Annotated in this window: 9 protein-coding genes and 1 pseudogene; 6 read left to right on the forward strand and 4 right to left on the reverse strand. The window is 58.4% G+C overall.

What is annotated here, in order from left to right; all coding sequences use genetic code 11:
• Positions 1-157 precede the first annotated feature (157 nt).
• From EPD60_RS10120 to EPD60_RS10130, 3 genes and pseudogenes are all read right to left on the reverse strand, one after another.
• Positions 158-355 (reverse strand): annotated as a pseudogene (locus EPD60_RS10120) (GxxExxY protein); the annotation flags it as partial.
• 438 nt (positions 356-793) lie between these two features.
• Positions 794-1255 (reverse strand): T9SS type A sorting domain-containing protein, encoded by a 462-nt coding sequence (locus EPD60_RS10125; RefSeq protein ID WP_131449335.1) that lies wholly within the window; start codon positions 1253-1255, stop codon positions 794-796.
• A 12-nt stretch (positions 1256-1267) separates the two neighbouring features.
• A complete protein-coding gene (locus EPD60_RS10130; RefSeq protein ID WP_131449336.1) occupies positions 1268-2335 on the reverse strand; it encodes a lamin tail domain-containing protein in 1068 nt (355 codons plus the stop codon).
• Positions 2336-2671: 336 nt separating this feature from the next.
• On the opposite strand from EPD60_RS10130, the gene EPD60_RS10135 reads away from it, so the two are divergent.
• The 4 genes from EPD60_RS10135 to EPD60_RS10150 all read left to right on the forward strand — a co-directional run bounded on the left by EPD60_RS10135 (position 2672) and on the right by EPD60_RS10150 (position 15518).
• A complete protein-coding gene (locus tag EPD60_RS10135; RefSeq protein ID WP_131449337.1) occupies positions 2672-3760 on the forward strand; it encodes a sensor histidine kinase in 1089 nt (362 codons plus the stop codon).
• Between the two features lie 102 nt (positions 3761-3862).
• Entirely contained in the window at positions 3863-4597 is a 735-nt protein-coding gene (locus EPD60_RS10140; protein WP_131449338.1) for a LytR/AlgR family response regulator transcription factor, read from the forward strand.
• A gap of 145 nt (positions 4598-4742) precedes the next feature.
• Positions 4743-6026, forward strand: coding sequence for a M28 family peptidase (locus tag EPD60_RS10145; protein ID WP_131449339.1), 1284 nt, complete (start codon positions 4743-4745; stop codon positions 6024-6026).
• A gap of 498 nt (positions 6027-6524) precedes the next feature.
• A complete protein-coding gene (locus EPD60_RS10150) occupies positions 6525-15518 on the forward strand; it encodes an HYR domain-containing protein (protein WP_131449340.1) in 8994 nt (2997 codons plus the stop codon).
• Between the two features lie 90 nt (positions 15519-15608).
• Here the strand turns inward: EPD60_RS10150 and EPD60_RS10155 are convergent, their stop codons facing one another.
• A complete protein-coding gene (locus EPD60_RS10155; RefSeq protein ID WP_131449341.1) occupies positions 15609-16361 on the reverse strand; it encodes a phosphoglycerol geranylgeranyltransferase in 753 nt (250 codons plus the stop codon).
• A 416-nt stretch (positions 16362-16777) separates the two neighbouring features.
• Between EPD60_RS10155 and EPD60_RS10160 the strand changes: the two genes are divergently transcribed.
• Both EPD60_RS10160 and EPD60_RS10165 read left to right on the forward strand, forming a co-directional pair.
• On the forward strand, positions 16778-20095 hold the full coding sequence (locus tag EPD60_RS10160; RefSeq protein WP_243647804.1) for a vitamin B12-dependent ribonucleotide reductase: 3318 nt from the start codon (positions 16778-16780) through the stop codon (positions 20093-20095).
• An 80-nt stretch (positions 20096-20175) separates the two neighbouring features.
• Positions 20176-20790, forward strand: a complete 615-nt coding sequence (locus tag EPD60_RS10165) for a hypothetical protein (protein WP_131449343.1) — start codon at positions 20176-20178, stop codon at positions 20788-20790.
• The last annotated feature ends 56 nt before the right edge of the window (positions 20791-20846 follow it).

A 20846-nucleotide genomic window follows, 5' to 3' on the forward strand; every position in this document is an offset into this window, starting at 1 on the left:
GTATCGCATCGGTTTTCCCGTCTTTCGGGCCTGCGGCCCTCAAATATTCACGACGGCACCACGGCACGAAGGCACGACGAAAAAACTTATTTGTTTCAAAAAGAACGTTGTGCCGTCGTGCCTTCGTGTTGTCGTGACCCAAGGCCGCTTGCGGCCTTCACTCCCGCACAGGGATGCTATAATCATTCAATACCCGGCGGATGCCATCACGCAGGAGCGGGGCGCCGAAGTTGATCAGCAGGCCCAGCCGGATCCGTGAAAGACGCAGGTAGGTGATAACGGTACGGTAATATTCTTTAGGCAGGTCGGTCTGCGATTTGAGTTCCACCAGCACGGTATCGTTTACGATCAGGTCGGCACGACAGGCTCTTGGCCGCCGCGATCACTTCTTCATCCGTAATCATAGAATCTATTTCCCGAAAGCTCCGTAACTGTCCCGGAGAAACCTTGTGAAATCGAACAGGATTCAAAGTGCTTTTTCCCATAAAATGGTGGTGAAAGCCTTTGGCATATCTCTTTGGAAGACAGGAGGGCCTGCGGCCCTCTGTTAATCACGAAGGCACGACGAAAAACCTTTTTCAGGCGGCGGGGCCTTGAAGGTCCGGTAGCCGGACACATTTTAAAAGCCAAGTTTAGCAACGAGGCTACTGGTGATCAGTAACGAATAGAAAATAAAAAACGTCGTGCCTTCGTGCCGTCGTGTCTTCGTGCCCCCCGGCTGCCTGCGGCCCGCCCGCGATTGAAAAAGAAGGGCCCGCGTAGCGGGCCCTTTCACAATAGGATGGTTTGCTAATTACTGCTTTACAAAGCGCAGCGGCATCGGGCGTTCGCCGTTGCGGCCTTCGAGCAGCAGCTGGTAAACGCCGCGCGGAAGGCCGGCCACATTCACCCGTACCGGGTTGCTGCCGGCGCGGAGGCGCAGCTCGCCCTGCTGCAGGGTGCTGCCGATCAGCGACACCACGCGGTAACGCGCCGGGCCATCGGTGGCGGCATATACGTCGAGATTCACATCGGTAGTGGCGGGGTTGGGGTGCAGGCCTTCGGGCAGCAGCGTGCTGCCGGGGCGCAGCACCCGCGAAAACTCGGGGCGGCCGCTGTTGCCGGAAAGACGCAGGCGGTAGTGCGTGGCGCCGCTGCGGGCTACCGGCACGCGGAACTGCAGCGGGCCTCCGGGGCGCAGCTCAAAGCGGCGCTCGCTTCGGAAGTGGGCGCCGTCGGTGCTGCTCTCGAGCTCCACGGCGCTGAGGCCGTCCACATCGGAAAGACGCTAGGCAAACGTGTGGGTCTCGGGCGTGCTCACCGCCAGCGAGAAGTCGAGCAGCTTGATGGGCAGCAGCGACTGGCAGGGGAGGATCGAGAAGGGGAAAGACTTCAGGTCGCAACCCTTGGACGAACCTACGGTTACGATGTATTGCCCGCCGGGAAGTCCGCCGATGGTAGTGTCGGGGATGGAGGCATCGGTGCCGTAGGTATAGCTGTCGCTGAAGTCGAAAACGCTGTTGTTGTCCACGTCGCGGGCCAGCGTGTAGTTCATCGGGAAGTAGGTGCTGAGGTTGCTGCCCGACACGCTGATATTGACGGAGCCGCGCACGGTGGTGCACATGTCCATCGAGTTGGTGATGTTGAACTGGTACACCAGCGAGGAAGTGCCGCCGCTGGTTTTGTTGTTGGAGGCGTGGGCGCTCACCTGCGGCTGCTTGATCCATTCGCAGTCGCCGTCGAGCTTGCGGGCAAAGGAGTTGGATTTGCCCGTAGACATGCCGAGCGTTTCATAATCGATCGTCATGCTGCTGAGTACAAAAGACTTGCGGGTGCAGCCGTTGCTGACATTGGAGGTGGTGATACCCGACACCACCGGGACGGGCGTTTCGCGGGTAACGGCATCTACTACGTTGAGGGAAGGGTCGAAAAGCACCAGGTTCACGTTGGCGGGGCCGCCATCGGTCATAAACCCGTCGCCAGAGGTTGGGATGGCTACGTTGGTGCAGCCGCAGGTGCTCCAGTTGAGGTCGGCGCGGACGGCGCTGTCGATGTTGCCGCAGCCGATCGGGAGGTTGTTTTGCCCGGCGATGAGGTAAAACTGGCCCGGAAGCAGGATGGTGTTGGGGGGAATAGTAACGGAATATTTGCCGTTGGTGAGGATATAGCACCCGATATTGGTCGGGCCGGGGCCGAAATTGAGCAGCTCCACAAACTCGCTTGTGGTGCCGCAGGAGGCGGAAGGCCAGGGCATGTATTCGTTGATCACCACTTTTCCGTAACTCTGCGCATGCCCCAAAAATCCGAGCAGAAGGCACAGGCCTCCCATTAAGAGTTTTTGGATACGGTGATTCATAAGGTCGGTCGGTTATTTGGTAAATCGGACAATACTAAATTACCTACGTACGGACGGGCTTCCTAGGATTTCGGATTAAAACTTCTTCAATTGCGCAATTTTTCTTAGTAGAAAAACGATGTCCTAAAGGTTGCCCTAAGGGAATCTGTTTAGTGGGTTTTCGAATACCCCTTAAATACTTTTCCCCTGTAAAAATGCTTACGCATTTTGTTGGCGGCGGGTTGCCCCGGCGTTCCGGCTTATTTTCAAACCGCAAAGGGCAAGATTCAAACGATCGATGGGCCGCCTGTCCATTTAGCCCGGCTATCCCTGTATCTTATTGTAGATTTGACTATTATGAATCTGGGGAAATTTTCGAAGTATTGGGTGCTGCAGGCAGCGGGGTGGGGGAGTTTTGCCCTGACGAATACTTTTTTCGCATGGTCCTTCGATAAGTTCCAGACCCGGGCCAGCGTGGAGATTTTTTTCGGCCGCCTGGGAATTTTCATCCTGGTGGGCCTGCTGGCTACCCACGTGATGCGCTTCGCCATTATCCGGCTCAACGTCATGCAGCGCACCTTCGACCGGCAGGTGGCGCAGTTCCTGCTCATGACCTTTACCTTTTCGATCCTGGCGTCCTTCATGTATATGCGGATGCTGCAATATTTCCACTGGCTGAAAAAGGACGAACAGGAATATGCCGACAAAAACAGCTTTCTCCTTATCCTGAGCGGGGGCGTTTCTTTCTTCCTGCTGTTTTTCATCTGGAACCTGATCTACTTCATGTACCACTACGTATCCAAGAGCCGCAAGCAGCAAATGGATACCCTGCAGCTGGAAAAGCTTGTCAAAGAGCTGGAGCTGCAAACCATCAAGGCGCATATCAACCCGCACTTTATTTTCAACGCGCTGAACTCGATCCGCGCCCTCATCGACGAGAACCCGGAGCGTGCCCGCACCGCGGTGACCGAGCTGAGTAATATCCTGCGCTCCAGCCTGCGCGCCGAGAAAGGCGAGACCGTGCAGCTGAACGACGAGCTGCGGATCGTAAAAGATTACCTTGCCCTGGAGCATATCCGCTTTGAAGACCGCCTGCACGTGGAATACCAGGTAGACGAGCAGACGCTGCAATGCGAGGTGCCGCCGATGATGCTGCAGACGCTGGTGGAGAATGCCATTAAACATGGCATCTCGCGTCAGGTGCGTGGCGGCGTGGTGCGGATCCGTTCCGACTTTCACGACCGCTACTACGAGCTGACGGTACAGAACACCGGCAACCTCAATCGCGACACCGACAACGGCTTCGGCATTTCCAGCACACAGGACCGGCTGGCCCTGCTCTATGGCGACCGCGCGCACTTCCACATCCGGCAGATCGCCGACGACCTCGTGGAGGCCCGGGTGGAGATACCGGTGGGTGTGGAGAAGAGTTTTGAGAAGGTATAGGCGAGGAGAGGTTCAAGGGGTTCAGGAGGTTGGTAGCGGATAAGAGCCAATTAACCGATAGACTGATAAACTAATTAACCAGTTAACGATTCAAACCGTGTTATGAGAGCAATAATCATTGACGACGAGCGCCTGGCGCGCACCGAGCTGCGCAAGCTGCTGCAGGAGTTTCCCGAGATCGAGATCGTGGACGAGGCCGGCAACGTGGACGAAGGGCTGGCCAAGATCGAGCAGCACAACCCCGAGCTCATTTTCCTGGATATCCAGATGCCGGGCAAGACCGGCTTCGACCTGCTGGCCGAGCTCGACAAGGCGCCCGAGGTGATCTTCACCACCGCTTACGACGACTACGCGCTGAAGGCTTTCGAGGTCAACGCGCTCGACTACCTGCTGAAACCCGTGGAGCCGAAGCGTCTTGCCGACGCCATCCACAAGCTACAGGGCGAAGGCAACGGCGGCACCAACGGCCACGGCGAGCCGGGCACACTCAACCGCAGCCTGCTGGCCGAGAACGACCAGGTATTCGTAAAGGACGGCGACCGCTGCTGGTTTGTCCGCCTCGGCGAGATCCGCCTCTTCGAAAGCGTGGGTAACTACGCCAAGGTGTTTTTCGGAAACAACAAGCCCCTCATCCTGAAATCGCTCAACGCCCTCGAAGAGCGCCTCGATGAAAAGGTGTTCTTCCGCGCCAACCGCAAGCATATCGTCAACCTGCGCCTCATCGAAAAGATCGAGCCCTACTTCAACGGCGGCCTGCTGCTGGAACTCAAAGGCGGCGAGAAGATCGAGGTAAGCCGGAGACAGACGGTTAAGTTCAAAGAGATGATGTCGCTGTAAAGGCGGATAATATTCAATATTCAATGCTCAATTTTCAGGGTGCAAGGAGCGTCCCGACTTGAGAATTGAGCATTGAACATTGTGTATTGAATATTTTGCTTCCTTTTTGCGTATCCTATTTTTTCATTGCATTATTCAACATTACATGATTCGTAAATTTTCCTTTGCGGCGGCACTCCTGCTGTCGCTTTCCTGCTCCGCACAGAAGCCGGGTCTGATCTCTTCTGCCGAAGCAACCCGTATTGAAACCTATCTTGCCTCCGACGAGCTTGCCGGCCGCCGGCCCGGAACACCGGGCATGGAGAAGGCCGCGACTTTTATTGCCGACGAAATGCGCAAGGCCGGCCTCAAGCCGCTCCCGGGAGCTTCGGGCTATCTCCAGGAATTTTCCGTGCTGCGCCCGAAGATGACCCTGCTGAAGGCGGAGGTGAACGGCGCTGACTTCGATACCAGAAACGTAATCGTCATCACCACGAAAAAAGAGTTTAAGGTAAATGAGAAGTCGGGCTTCGCGGTGAAGCGCATCACCCCGGCCGACGCCGCCGATAGCCGCGCTCTTGGCCGTGCCGCGCAAAAGCTGGCCGGAAGCAAGGAGCCGACGATCGTGCTGGTGGATACCTCTTTCGCGTCTTCGTTCGGCCGGCTTACCGGGCTGAAGCGCTCGCTGTTCAGCAATGCTTCGGATATCGTATTTCTACTGGCACCGGAAATTCCGGCTTCGTTCTCCGTCAAGGCCGAGCACAGCTTCGAGGATCTTAAAATGGCCAACGTGGTGGGTATGCTTCCGGGCAAAGACCGCGCGGCCGAGCAGGTGATCTTCTCCGGCCACTACGATCACCTCGGTATTGGTAAGCCCGTCAACGGCGACTCCATTTACAACGGCGCCAACGACGACGCTTCCGGAATCACTTCGATGCTGCTGCTGGCGCAGCACTTTGCAAAGCAGAAGAACAACAGCCGCACGCTTCTGTTCGCGGCCTTCACCGCCGAAGAGAGTGGTGGCTTCGGCGCCACCTATTTCTCGCGGCAGCTGGATCCTGAGAAGGTGATGGCCATGTTCAACATCGAGATGGTGGGCACCGAATCGAAGTGGGGCCGCAACAGCGCCTATATCACCGGATTCGAGAAGAGCTCTTTCGGAACGATCCTGCAGGCGGCACTGAAAGGCACCGGCTTCGAGTTTCATCCCGACCCGTATACCGAGCAGAACCTGTTTTACCGCTCCGACAACGCCACCCTGGCGCGCCTCGGCGTGCCGGCGCATACCATCTCCACTTCGAAGATGGACGTGGAGCCGCATTATCACAAGCCTTCCGACGAGGTGAAGACGCTCGATATGGACAACCTGGCCATGGTGACCGAGGCGATCGCCAAAAGCGCCGCTACCATCATCAGCGGCAAGGAAACACCGACGCGGGTGAAGGAATAAATCCTCCCAGCTTCTGAAAAAGGACGCCTTCGGGCGTCCTTTTTTGTGTGCGGAAAGCCGCTCCCAGCTCCAGCCGGCCGGGCGTGCCCATCAACTCAAAAGGCAGGTTCGTCAACTGGGGGATGCTCCTTATTAATAATATCTTCTATTTGTGCCGAAGATCCGGATAGCGGAACCGTACCTATCAGTTCGATAAGTTTAGTAAGTAATAATACTTATGCTACGTAAAAAACGACTAAGTATTATCGTTTACTTGCGAAAAACGCTTCCCTTTGCTGCTCCATGCCCCCGGGCAAAAAACCAATCCAACATCTAACTGACTGCCACGCGCCCTTTTCGCGTTTTCAACCTCTGATTTTCACGCCCCTGTAACCGATACGGTATCGACAGATACGACCGCGATCCTGCTGCTCAAAAAAGGGCACCGGGTTGCGGGCAGTTTCGTTTTTGCCTGATCGGAGCATTCCAACACGTACAATATATCAAAACCGACACGCTATGATATCTTCCACCTTGACTGCCACCCCGCTGACAAAAAACCGGGGCCGGAACTTTAAAAAAGCGAAGCTGACCCTGTTCACCTTCCTTTTCCTGTTTGCCGCTCTTGCGGCGGAGGCATCCCACTTCCGCTACGGAAACATCAGCTGGCGCTGGGTCAGCGGACGAACCATAGAATTCAAAGTGTCGCAGGCCTACCGCCGCAGCTACACAACCACCTTCACCAATGCGGTGGTGGGCAGCACGGTCAGCGGCATCGGGTCGCTGAACTTTGGCGATAACAGCGCCGGCACCATCAACCTGGTGGTCTCCTCCGTGAACGTCGCCGAAGACTGGATCTATGGAGAGGCGACCCTGACACATACTTACGCTACGGATGCGACATTCACCGCTTTCTTTTCGGGAAGCGCGCGCCTGTCGAACCTGCAGAATAACTGGGATCTCGCCTATCGCCAGGAAGTGAAGGTCACCATCGGTGGCGCGGTACTGGGCAATTCGGGTCCGGTTTCGGGCATGCCGCCGACGGTGAATGTGCCCCTGAACCGCCAGGCTACGTTCCAGCTGGCAGCCACCGACCCTGATGGCGATGCCCTGACCTACCGCCTTGCCACGTCGGCCGAAATGGGCGGCACCGGCACCCACACCCGCAACGGAGTAACGACCACCGTTGACCAGACGCCTCCGCCGTCGATGACGGTGAGCCCCGGCGGCCTGGTTTCGTTCAATACAACCAGCAGCACCGCTGGCATGGCACTGAATAATTTGTACAGCGCCGCTTTTGTGGTGACCGATGCGCGCGGTGCCACGACTATGATCGACCTGATGATCCTGATCGTGCAGCCGTCGACGCCTCCCGCTTTCGATTATACCCTCACGCCGGCCTCCGGCACGGTTTACGATGTGCAACCCGGCCAGACCGTAACGTTTTCTGTCCGGGCCTCCGATGTGGATGCCGGCGACCGTGTTGCATCGCTCACGGCGGTTGGTCTCCCTGCCGGTGTCAGCGTCAGCCCGGCGCTTCCGGTGAACGGTAATCCCGCTACGGTTTCCTTCTCCTGGACCCCGACGCAGGCGCAGCTGGGCAACCGGGTGATCTCCTTTACCGCACAGGACAACACAGGCAACCAGACTACGACGACGGTAACGATCATCGTCAGCATGAACCCCGTATTCAACGTGCCGCCGACGCCGGCCGCCGACTATGGTTTTGTAGTTGCGCCCGGTACGCTGTTCAGTACGCCCATCCAGGCGCAGGCCCCCGATCCGGCAGTAAACCTGCGGATCGTATCCGCTTCGGTTCCGGCGGGTGCTTCGTTCAGCCCCGCGCTGCCTTCCACTTCCGGAAACACCAGCACGACCACCCTGAGCTGGACGCCCACGGTTTCGGCCTGGGGCGACCATACCCTTACGTTCACCGCCACCGATGCCTTAGGTAAATCGAAGACCCACTCCTTCGACATCCTGGTGAATACAACCCCGGCCTTCACCTCCACGAATCCGAATGCCGTTTCGATCTCCGAAAACCAGCCCTTCAGCTATAATGTATCCGTTGCCGACCAGGATATTGCTGCCGGCGACGTCGTAAATCTCGTTGCCCTCGGCATGCCTTCCTGGCTGACCTTTACGCAAACGGGCCCGCTCACCGGTGTGTTCAGCGGAACCCCCGGCGCCGGAAGTGCTGGTGTTGAAAATATTTCGATCATCGCCGAAGACGTGCACCACCACGACCACGAGGAAGTACGCCAGGACTTTACGATCACCGTAAATGCCTGCACGTTTACCACCGCCGTTACACCTGCAAGCGCTTCCATCTGCGCCGGTAAATCAGTGACCCTGACCGCGCCCGCCGCCGATTCGTATTCCTGGAGCACCGGGGAGACGACGGCCTCCATCACGGTATCGCCGCTCAGCGCCACCACTTATACGGTGACGGCTACCAGCGGCTATTGCACGGCAACGGCGGGCGCGACTGTGAACGTCAATCCCCTGCCGGTTGTAGCTGCTTCCAGCAACAGCCCGGTAAATGCCGGTTCGACGATCAACCTCAGCGCAAGCGGTGCCAACACTTATATCTGGAATGGCCCTGCAGCTTTCATCGCCAACGGAGCCGTTGTTTCCGTTCCGAACGCGCAACCTGTCAACGGAGGTCTGTATACAGTTACCGGCACGACCACGCAGGGTTGTTCGGCCACCGCGAGCGCCAGCGTCGCTGTTAACCCCGCAGCCGGCGCACTGAAATTCAATGGACGCTGGATCAACGTGAACACGACCCTGGGCAACTTCGGCACCAGCGACTTTACCATCGACTTTGCCATCCGCACCACCCAGGCTTCAGGAACTTACCTGATGGGCAAGCGCAGCATCTGCGACGGCCAGAATTTCTGGAATATCGGGATGACCAGCAACGGTAAGATCAATATTGAATTCGACGATCCGTCGAACGGAGAATACTTCGGGCTGAATGGAATCAAGTCGGTGAATAACGGCCAGTGGCATACCGTGGCGGTTACCCGCCAGGGCAGTGTCTATTCGATCTATGTCGACGGGCTTTTAGACAACAGCATCACCCGCAGCGTCAACGCCAATTATACCAACCCCTATACGCTTCAGATCGGAAATAATATCTGCATCAACCAGAATGGAAGCATCCGTTTTGTAGGTGACCTGGATGAAATCCGCTTCTGGAACCGGGGACTTTGTCTGGACGAGCTCAACACCTATCGCAGCAAGGAGCTCGCGTTCACTTCGGGCAACGGGCTGGTTGCCGACTATAAATTAAATCAAGGATTCATCGGCGCCGACAACTCCGGCATCCTCACCGTCATTGATGCAACAGGTCAGAACAATGGCACACTTACGGGTGCCGCCACCTGGATTGATGGCTATGCCAGCGGTATCGCCGGAACCTATGTAGCCCCTGTTGCTACGGCAACCGCCGCTACTGCCACTACATTCTGCCAGGGCGGATCCGTTGTACTCAGCGCAGCGCCTGCTACCGGGGTCACTTTCCAATGGTACAGGAATGGTGCTGCCATCAACGGGGCTACCGCCGCTACCTATTCGGCCATTGCGTCGGGCAGCTATTCGGTAGTTACCTCCAGCACCGGTTTGTGTAAGGCAACTTCCAACAGTATTGCTGTTGTTGTCAATGCCATGCCGGTTGTCACCGCCTCGTCTTCCGCAGCTTCCATCTGCGCGGGCGGGTCTGCCACGATCACCGCTTCAGGCGCTTCCACCTATTCGTGGAGCAATGGCGCTACGGGCGCCGTCCTTACGGTGAGTGCACCCGGTACCTATACCGTTACCGGCACCAGCAATGGTTGCTCGGTCACTTCAGCCCCCGTTGTCATTACGCAAAACAGCGCGCCGTCTATCAACGGTGTGAACGTATACCTCCAGGGCTCCACAGCCGCCGATGCGTGTACCGCGATCATCAACTATCCCGTAACGGTGTCTGGTACACCCGCACCGGTTGTTACCTACACATTTACCGGTGCCACCAATGCTACCGGCAACGGCACGGGCAGCGGCGCCGCATTCAGCAAGGGCGTGACGCATGTGAAGATCACCGCGGTCAACGGTTGCGGCGCGCCGAGCGCTGAGTTCGACGTGACCGTAGTGGACGATGTGCGCCCCACCGCCGTCTGCAAGCCCGCGACCCTGGTGCTGGATGCATCCGGGCAAGCAGCGCTCAATGCGGCCATGATCGACAACGGATCTTCCGACAACTGCGGTCCTGTGACCGTATCCATTTCGCGCGAAGGCACCATCTGCGGTACGGCCGCCGAGAACGGCACCATTACCCTGCGTGCACCCGCCGGTACGGTCATCGATCGTATCGACTTCGCTTCTTACGGTACACCCAATGGCAGCTGCGGCAACTTTACGCAAGGCGGCTGTCATGCATTCAATAGTAAATCTGTTGTAGAGAGCCTCGCACTCGGCCGCAACACCGCTACCATCAGCGCCACCAACGGCGTGTTTGGTGATCCCTGCGGCGGCACCGTAAAACGCCTCTATATTCAGGCACACTACAGCAGCGCCACCGGCAATGCCACCAATTTCGATTGCAATAACATCGGTAACAACGAAGTGATCCTGACCGTGACCGATGCCGCCGGAAATGTCAGCACCTGCACCGCTAACGTAACCGTAATGGACAACAGCGCACCGGTGCCGAACATCGCTTCCCTTCCGGTGCTTAACGGCCAGTGCTCGGTTACCGCAACGGCGCCCACCGCCACCGACAACTGCTCGGGTATGGTGACTGCCACCACTACCGATCCGGTTTCTTATTCGCAGCAAGGCACCTACACCATCAACTGGGTGTACCGCGATGCCAGCGGCAACACAACCCCGCAGGCGCAGCAGGTGGTGGTGAAAGACATCACGGCTCCTGTAGCCAATGTAGCGGTACTTCCGGTTGTTACCGCCGAGTGCGCCACGACGGTTGCCGCACCGACTGCCACCGACAACTGCCGCGGAACGATCGTAGCCACAACAACCGACCCGACCACCTATTCGGCACAAGGCACCTATGTAATCAACTGGGTGTATAACGACGGAAACGGCAACAGCAGCACGCAGCAGCAGACCGTGATCATCAAGGACGTGACTGCTCCTGTGTTCACGGGTGTGACCAGCACGGGCAATGTACCGGCAGCTGTACTGGCCAATGTGCCGGAGGCAAATCAGTACAACCTGGTGTATGCGCTCGATATCCCCGCCGACGCTGCCTGGAGCAACAGCACTGCTGTGCCTTATGCGATCAACAACGCAGCCGCACTTGCCGGCCAGCCCTTTGCACGTGTTGCCTACTACATGCAGCTTGACAACAAGTGGGTTTGGGTATCGATGGACAAGTTTACCGGCAACGTTGCGCAGACGGGTATCCCGTCTGTAGGTAATACCTTCTTCCAACAGCGAGTGACCAATATGAACGTGTTCGCCAGCGCCAATGCCGGCGTGACTACGGGCACGGGTATCAGCACCGGTAACATCGAGTTCTGGAATAATTGCTATGGTACTACAAACGGGCTTGGACTCCCGGGTGCAAACAGCGTCAAGTATGATTTCGACGACCTGCGCACCGCAACTTCTCCGAGCTGCTATGGTTCCTTCCAGGTGCACAACTATGCGATCGGGCAAACACTGTTTGCCTACAACCGCTGGGCTGCCGGCGGTGCCGACGACCTCGGCATCGGAAACAACACCGGGAGCAGTGGTCACCCCGACTGGACCTATCAATACAATGCCGCCACTTACGGGACGCGTAAACTTTACGTTTTCATTTCCGCCGGCAGCAGCAATGATATCAGCACTACTACGGATGCTAACAGCTGCTCCGCCAACGTGGCCGTAAGTGCGCCCACGGCTACCGACAATTGCGGCGCCGCCACCGTTGCCGGAGTGCGCAGCGACAACCAGGCGCTCAGCGCGGTTTACCCGAAAGGCCTGACCACGATCACCTGGACCGCTACCGATGCCGTAGGCAACCGCAGCACCACCATGCAGACCGTGACCGTTAGCGACAAGACCGCACCGGTTCCGACCGTGGCTACGCTGCCCGTACTCAACGGACAGTGCTCGGTAACTGCCATTGCACCCACTGCATCCGATAATTGTTCGGGCGTGGTAACGGCTACTACAGTCAACCCGACCACTTATTCCCAGCAGGGTACCTATTCCATCCGCTGGACCTATACCGACGCGGACGGCAACAACTCCTTCCAGGACCAGACCGTGATCGTGAAAGACGTAACGGCACCGGTACTGGTTGGTGTTCCTGCCAATACCACAGTTGAGTGCGATGCGGTGCCCGTTCCGGCAACCGTTACTGCAACCGACAACTGCAGCGCCGGTGCGGTCACCTTCAGCGAGGTGCGCACCAACGGCAACTGCCCGTCGGATTACAAACTGACCCGCACCTGGCGTGTGACGGATATCGGTAATAATACCACTACCGCTACCCAGGTGATCACCGTACAGGATACCCAAGCCCCCAGCCTTACCGTGAGTGATGTGAACACCGTAAGCGATGCCGGCCAGTGCGGCGCCATCGTGATGATGACCGCCAAAGCCACCGACAACTGCGGCATGGCTACGATCTCCTGGAGCCGGAACCCCGGTACCTTCTTCCCGGTAGGTGAGACGGTGGTAACTGTAACCGCAACCGACGCCTGCGGCAACCAGACGGTGAAGACCATCACCGTGACGGTAGCGGACAAGGACGCGCCGGTTGTGCGCACGCGCAACAGCAGCATTCAGCTGGATGCGGCAGGTGTTGCCACGATCGCGGAGGCGGCTGTTGACAACGGATCTTCCGACAACTGCGCCATTGCTTCCGTGGAGCTTAACAAGACTTCTTTCGACTGCTCGAATGTTGGGCCGAACACGGTGACGCTTACAGTAACCGATATTCATGGCAACGTGAGCAGCGCAACAGCTGTTGTCACCGTTGAAGACAAAGTAGCACCTGTGATCACCTGCCCGGCCAGCCTCACGCTGAATTGCCAGGATGATCATTCTGTTGCGGCCACCGGCCTGGCGACGGCCACCGATGCCTGCGGCGTAGCTTCTATAACTTATGCAGATGCCAGCACGCAGAGCGCCGATGTCAGCAACGCGGCTCATTACAACTACACCATCACCCGCACCTGGACGGCCGTTGACAACCATGGCAACAGCAGCTCCTGTGTACAGGTGATCACGGTGCAGGATATCACCGCGCCGGTAGTAGTGACCGCTGTCCAAAGCCTCGACCGCACGGAAGAGTGCTCGGATGCAGCGGCAATCGCTGCGGCCCTGGCACTGGCGCCTGCCGCCACGGACAATTGCGCGCCCGTTGAAATGCACCTCGTGAGCGACGTGACCACTGCGGCCTGCGGCAGCACCTACACCCGCGTACGGACGTGGAACTTCACCGACGTCAGTGGCAATACCAGCGAGACGTTTGTGCAGACAATTACAGTTCGCGACACCCAGGCCCCTTCGCTTGATGTAACCAATGTCACCATCACCAACGATGCCGGCCATTGCGGTGCAATCGTTGGCTTTGCTGCCCTCGCTTCCGACAACTGCGGCTCGCCCTCGGTCGTGTACAGCCAGAACCCCGGTACCTACTTCGCAGTAGGCACTACCACGGTGACTGCCACCGCTACGGATGCCTGCGGCAACACTACGGTGAAGACATTCACCGTAACGGTTAACGATACTGAAGTGCCGGTTGTTCGCACACAGAACCTGACTATCCAGCTGGATGCATCGGGTGCTGCTTCGATCACCGCGGCACAGGCAGATAACGGCTCTACAGACAACTGCGCCATCGCAACGAAGGAGGTCAGCAAGACTGCCTTCGATTGCTCCAACGTGGGTGCGAATACAGTTACGCTTACTGTAACCGACATCCATGGCAATGTGAACACGGCCACCGTCTTGATCACGGTTGAAGACAAAGTAGCGCCGGTAATTACCTGCCCTGCTGCTGTCACGCTGAATTGCCAGGATGATAACAGCTCCGCCGCAACCGGTGTGGCTACTGCTACTGACGCTTGTGGTGTCGCTTCCATTACCAGCAGCGACGTCAGCAGCCAGTCGGCCGACATCAACAGCGCAGCCCACTACAACTACACCATCACCCGCACCTGGGCTGCGGTAGACAACCACGGCAACCAGAGCCAGTGTGTACAGCTGATCACCGTACAGGACGTTACCGTTCCGGTGATTACCACGGTGACCAGTGACCTCGACCGCACCGTTGAGTGCTCGGATGCCAACGCGATCGCAGCGGCCCTGACCCTTGCTCCGGCTGCTACCGACAATTGCGCGCCGGTAAGCATCCACCTGGTAAGCGACGTAACAACCGCCAATTGCGGCACGACTTACACCCGCGTTCGCCAGTGGAATTTCACAGATCCCAGCAACAACACTTCCGTTCTGTTCACGCAGACGGTGAAAGTGGTCGACCGCACGGCTCCCGTGGTAACTGTCAATGCCGGTGCCATCGAGCATTGCTTCGACTCTACTTCTACGAGCTACCCGGTTCCGTCGCTCGCCGCAACTGATAATTGCAATGCTGTTTCGTACAGCTATGTAGTGAAAGGTGCCAATGGAGCTGTAGTGCGCTCGGGTGCCGGCAGCAATGCTTCGGGTGTGTTCCCGGTTGGTAACAACAGCATCTATTGGACCGTTACCGATGCCTGTGGCAACAGCACGCCTGCCCTTACCACAGTGCGTATCAATGCGCCGATCACGGCAGCCTTCTCTTCGTTCACCGCTCTTGGTGGTGGTGCCAATACGATCTATATGAGCAGCTACGCGCCTGCCGCTTCGGCGCCGATCAAGATCACGGCAGCCGGTGGCACTGCTCCTTACACGTACGCCTGGACGATCCAGGGCGGCGCAGCAGCTACCTTTACGGTGAATGCCGATCGTTCCTCGATCACGGCCAGCGCGGTTGGCCAAGGTACTGTCGTTATCGCCTGCGTGGTTACCGATGCCAAAGGTTGCCAGGCCATCTTCCGCAAGACCATCACGGTTATTGATGTTCGCTGCGGCAACAAGGGCGAGAAGGTTATGGTTTGCCAGAACACCGGCTCTGCCAAGAACCCCTGGGTACAGATCTGCATTGCTCCTGAAGCAGTGGCTACGCACCTGAACAAGGGCTCTTACCTGGGCGCCTGCACCGGCTCTGCGGTTACCCGCACCATCAACGGCCAGCAGCCCGAGGTGGAAGCCATGGCAGACGCTTCGGTGGTGGCTTATCCCAACCCGAGCCGCGGTATCGTTAACCTGCGCATCGCCGGCATCACCGGCAACGTGCAGCTCGCAGTCGTAGACAGCCGCGGCAACACCGTTGCCCGCCGTGCCGCTACCGTCAGCAGCAGGCAGGAGAACGTACAGCTCGACCTGCAAACGGTCGCCGCCGGTTTCTACACGATCCGGGTGAGCAACGGCACGAAGGTGCTGAACGCGCGCGTCGTTATCGCACGATAATTTTGTCGGGATGAATAGAAAAGGCCCCTCTCGCAAGGGGCCTTTTTATTTGGTTAATTCAATTGATGCGGGAGGAATCAGGAAGCTGGTTCAGGCTACGGTAACGCCATGGATGGCGTTGGCGATCTCCTGGATGATGGACGGGTCTTTTTCGATGGCGTTGCCTACCACCACCACGTCGGCGCCTGCCCTGCAGGCTGCGTGCGCGGCTTCGGCATCGCGGATGCCGCCGCCGACGATAACGGGTACTTCCACCTGCCCGCTTACGGCGCGGATCATATCGCTGCTTACGGGGCGGCGGGCGCCCGAGCCGGCATCGAGGTAAATGAGTTTCATCCCCAGCATTTCTCCCGCCAGGGCGGTGCAGAGTGCGATATCAGCTTTGTCGTGCGGGATCGGTGCCGCATTGGAGATATAAGATACCGTGGTGGGGGCACCGCCGTCGATGACACAATAGCCCGTAGGCATGATCTCGAGGCCGCTCTTCTTAACGAAAGGAGCGGAGATGACGTGTTGCCCGATGAGCAGCTCGGGGTTGCGGCCCGAAATGAGGGAGAGATACAGCAGCGCGTCGGCATGACGGCTCAGCTGCGACGGTGAGCCCGGGAAGAGGATCACCGGCTTGCGGGTGCGCGCCTTGATCTGGAGCACGCAGTTATCGAGGTTGTCGGTCACTACCAGTGAGCCGCCCACGAAATAAAGGTCAACACCCGCGGCCTCGGCAAGGCCCATCAGCTCGTCGAGCGAGGCGGGCGTTACCTTGTCCGGGTCGATCAGCAGCGCGAAGGCCTTTGCTCCCCTGTTCTTCTTTTCCTGTAATGACTCGTAAACAAGACCCTGCATCCGTATAGGTTAAGACGAAATAATGTACGATAGGTACCCTGCAAAAATGCGAAAAGTTTTGCAATGCCTGTGCCACCGGAAAACGGGCTGCCCGGCGGGGTGGGACAAAATGGGGCAACGGCCGGGCTTGAAGGCGATTCTAAGCTTATGGTATTCGGGGCGTATGCCAAAATATTTCTATGCCCCGGGCTGTGGATTTTGCGTGAAGAAATCGCAGGACGCCCGCCCGGCGTGGGCTCCAAAAATTGTCAACACTTTTCCACCGGGGTGTGCATATTTCCGGCCCTCTTTTTTCGCCCTCTACTGATACTTTCGTCGTCCGCCCAAACATTTTCGGGCGGGAGAGATCGGAATTCAAATCCACCTACAATAAATCTTCAACGGCTATGGGCAACGCTAAAAAACCGGCTAAGGGCTTGACCTTTACGCGCAAATTCACCCGGGACGACGTCCCCGTTTTCGACCAGTTTGAATACGATTACCGCACGTCCGTGATCCGCAACCCCTCGGGGGAAGTGGTGTTCGAGATGAACAACGTGGAAGTGCCCAAAGGCTGGAGCCAGATCGCTACCGACATTCTGGCGCAGAAGTATTTCCGCAAGGCCGGCGTACCGCAGCCCGATGGCTCCCTCGGCCGCGAAACCTCGGTGAAGCAGGTGGCCCATCGCCTCGCCAACTGCTGGAAGGCCTGGGGCTTCCGCTACGGCTATTTCGGTTCGGAAAAAGATGCAACGATCTTCTACGAGGAGCTCGTTTACTCCATCCTCGCCCAGATGTGCGTGCCCAACTCGCCCCAGTGGTTCAACACGGGCCTCTACGAGAGCTACGGCATCGCCGGCAAGCCCCAGGGCCACTATTATGTTGACGCCAACGACGGCAAGCTGAAGGAATCCACTTCGGCCTACGAGCGCCCGCAGCCCCATGCCTGCTTTATCCTTTCGGTGGAAGACGACCTCGTAGGCGAGAACGGTATCATGGACCTCTGGGTGCGTGAAGCCCGCATCTTCAAATACGGGTCCGGCGTAGGTACCAACTACTCCAACCTCCGTGCGGAAGGCGAGAAGCTTTCCGGCGGCGGCACCTCCTCGGGCCTCATGTCCTTCCTCAAGATCGGCGACCGCGCCGCCGGCGCTATCAAGAGCGGCGGCACCACGCGCCGCGCCGCCAAGATGGTGTGCCTCGACCTCGATCACCCCGAGATCGAGCTGTTCGTAAACTGGAAGGTGGAAGAAGAAAAGAAAGTGGGCGCGCTCATCGCCGCCGGCTATCCTTCCGACTACGAAGGCGAAGCCTACCGCACCGTGAGCGGACAGAACTCCAACAACTCCGTGCGTATCCCCAACTCCTTCTTCGACAAACTGGAGAAGGGTGAAGACTGGGAACTCACCGCCCGCACCGACGGCCGCGTGATGAAGAAGGTTCCGGCGCGCCAGCTTTGGGACACCATCGCCTACGCCGCCTGGCGCTGCGCCGACCCCGGCACGCAGTACAACACCACCATCAACGAGTGGCACACCTGCCCCGAGGGTGGCGAGATCCGCGCTTCGAACCCCTGCTCGGAGTACATGTTCCTCGACAACACGGCCTGCAACCTCGCATCGGCCAACCTGATGAAGTTTTACGATTCCGCGACGAATCACTTCGACGTGGAAGGTTACGAATACAACTGCCGTCTGTGGACGGTGGTGCTGGAGATCTCCGTGCTGATGGCCCAGTTCCCCTCCAAGGAAGTGGCACAGCTCTCTTACGACTACCGCACCCTCGGCCTCGGCTACGCCAACCTCGGCACCCTGCTGATGGTGAGCGGCATTCCGTACGACAGCGAGAAGGCCCGCGCCATCGCCGGTGCCATCACCGCGATCATGACGGGTGTTGCCTACAAGACTTCGGCTGAAATGGCCGGCGTACTCGGAGCTTTCCCGCGCTACGAAGAAAACAAGCAGCACATGCTGCGCGTGATGCGCAACCACCGCGCCGCCGCTTTCGACGCTGCTGAATACGAAGGCCTCTCCGTGAAGCCCCAGGGCCTCAAGGCGCAGTTCACACCCGACTACCTGCTGACCGCAGCCTGCAAGGCCTGGAACGAGGCCCTCGAGCTCGGTGAGCAGCACGGCTACCGCAACGCACAAACGACGGTGATCGCCCCCACGGGTACCATCGGCCTCGTGATGGATTGCGACACTACCGGCGTGGAGCCCGACTTCGCCCTGGTGAAGTTCAAGAAGCTCTCCGGTGGCGGCTACTTCAAGATCATCAACCAGTCGGTGCCCACTGCGCTCAAGAACATGGGTTACTCTGAAAAAGAGATGGACGCCATCATCAAGTATGCCGTAGGCAGCGGCACCTTCGCCGGCGCCCCGCACATCAACCATCAGTCGCTTTCGGAAAAAGGCTTTATCGCCTCCGAGATCGAGAAGCTCGATAAGGCCGTGAAGAGCGCCTTCGAGATCGGCTTCGTATTCAACGTATACAACCTCGGCGAGGAGTGCCTGCAGCGTCTTGGCTTCACGCCCGAGCAGTACTACAACTTCGAGTGGAGCCTGCTGGAGGCCCTCGGCTACTCCGACGAGCAGATCGATGAGGCCAACGACTTCGTGTGCGGCACCATGACCGTTGAAGGCGCGCCCTACCTGAAGGCTGAGCACCTGCCGGTGTTCGACTGCGCCAACAAGTGCGGCAAGAAAGGCGAGCGCTACATCCATGCGCATGGCCACATCCGCATGATGGCCGCAGCCCAGCCCTTCATCTCGGGTGCTATCTCCAAGACCATCAACCTGCCCCACGAGGCGGAGGTTTCGGAGATCGCCGACTCTTACCTGCTTAGCTGGCAGCTGGGTCTGAAGGCCTGCGCGCTGTATCGCGACGGCTCGAAGATGTCGCAGCCGCTGTCGAACAAATCGGACAAGAAAAAGAAAGAAGACACTTCCGCCACTGCCGAAGCCGAGGTGCCCGAAACGGTTGCCGAAAGCGGCATCGTGGATATGAGCAAGCTCACCATCGACGAGCTGCTGGAAGAAGTGCAGAAGCGTGTGCAGGCATCGCCCGACACCGCGCTGAAGCGCCGCCTTGCTTCCATCGTGGAGCGCCGCTCCCTGCCGGCCAAGCGTCGCGGCTTTACGCAAAAGGCCAAGATCAACGGGCAAACGATGTTCGTGCGCACCGGTGAATACAGCGACGGTACCCTGGGTGAGATCTTCATCGATATGGCCAAGGAAGGCGCCACGATGCGCTCCATGCTCAACTGCTTCGCGGTGGCGGTGTCCATCGGCCTGCAGTACGGCGTGCCGCTGGATGAATACGTGGAGAAGTTCATCTTCACCAAGTTCGACCCGGCCGGTTTCGTGGAGCACCCGAATATCAAGAGCACCACGTCGATCGTCGACTTTATCTTCCGCCTCCTCGGCTACGAGTACCTCAACCGCACCGACCTGGTGCACGTGCTCGACAAGCCCGAAGTGGAAAATACCGGCACCGAAAGCTGGGACGATACCCCCGCTGCGAAGCCCGAGCTCTCCTCGGTGCGCGTGGTAGCCACCTCGCCCCAGGGCCAGAAGGCCGCCGCTGCCCAGAAGCCGGTTGCCGTTAAAGCATCCAATGGCCTCGGCGCCGTAAACGCCGCTGCCAAGAGCATGCAGAGCGATGCCCCGGCCTGTAATACCTGCGGTCACATCACCGTGCGCAGCGGCACCTGCTACAAGTGCCTCAACTGCGGCAACAGCATGGGCTGCAGCTAAACGCGACTAACCATTCGTAGAATACAAGACCCCGCGCCCGCGGGGTCTTTTTTGTATCTTCCGGTGCAAAGTGCTTACCGATGAAAAATGTTGCGGTTCTTCTTCCTGTTGTAGTAATACTGGCGGCCGTCGGCTGCAAGCGGGAAAAAGTGCCCTGTGAAGGCAAGGCCTATTTCTTCGACGCTACGTTGCAGGTAGCACCCGACCGGGCCCGTTATGCGCCAGGCGATACCCTGTATGTGAGCGGGGTGATACCCAAGTCGCTCCTTTCTACCGACCGCAACGAAACGATTGATTATTCCGGTTCGGTCGGTATCCGCGGCACGGTATCCCTGTCGCGTCTCGACTCTGCGGGGCGCATACTCCGCGATACGGGTTTCAATGTGCTATTCATTGCCGAGACAGGAAGGGTATTGGACACCACAACGGCCCGCAATGCGGCCCTGGCAGAGTTCAGCGAGGGCGCACAGAACTACGCGCTCCGGCTGGGCATCGTGCTCCGGGATACCGGCACCTACCTATTGGCCATTACCGATCTTTATTCAGATGGCATCGCCGGGCAGGAATGCAACCGCGCGCTCTTTGCGGTGCGCCTGCAGAACCCCGATCGCCGGCTGGGCGCCCTCGAACAGGGGCTGGGCCGCTACTTCAACGTGCCGGAGCGGAACCGTTATTTCGGGATCGAAGTGCGTTAGGCGCGGATCATCGGCAACCGAAATAACCAAGCCCGGCGCTATGGCGGCGATGCAGC

Origin of the sequence: Flaviaestuariibacter flavus (genome assembly GCF_004337505.1) — a bacterium.
In the GTDB taxonomy this organism is placed as follows: domain Bacteria; phylum Bacteroidota; class Bacteroidia; order Chitinophagales; family Chitinophagaceae; genus Flavisolibacter; species Flavisolibacter flavus.

Coding starts and splice junctions, on each gene's coding strand:
- EPD60_RS10140 (WP_131449338.1), top strand. CDS start 3,863: ATGAGAGCAATAATCATTGACGACGAGCGCCTGGCGCGCACCGAGCTG.
- EPD60_RS10155 (WP_131449341.1), bottom strand. CDS start 16,361: ATGCAGGGTCTTGTTTACGAGTCATTACAGGAAAAGAAGAACAGGGGA.
- EPD60_RS10135 (WP_131449337.1), top strand. CDS start 2,672: ATGAATCTGGGGAAATTTTCGAAGTATTGGGTGCTGCAGGCAGCGGGG.
- EPD60_RS10130 (WP_131449336.1), bottom strand. CDS start 2,335: ATGAATCACCGTATCCAAAAACTCTTAATGGGAGGCCTGTGCCTTCTG.
- EPD60_RS10165 (WP_131449343.1), top strand. CDS start 20,176: ATGAAAAATGTTGCGGTTCTTCTTCCTGTTGTAGTAATACTGGCGGCC.
- EPD60_RS10150 (WP_131449340.1), top strand. CDS start 6,525: ATGATATCTTCCACCTTGACTGCCACCCCGCTGACAAAAAACCGGGGC.
- EPD60_RS10145 (WP_131449339.1), top strand. CDS start 4,743: ATGATTCGTAAATTTTCCTTTGCGGCGGCACTCCTGCTGTCGCTTTCC.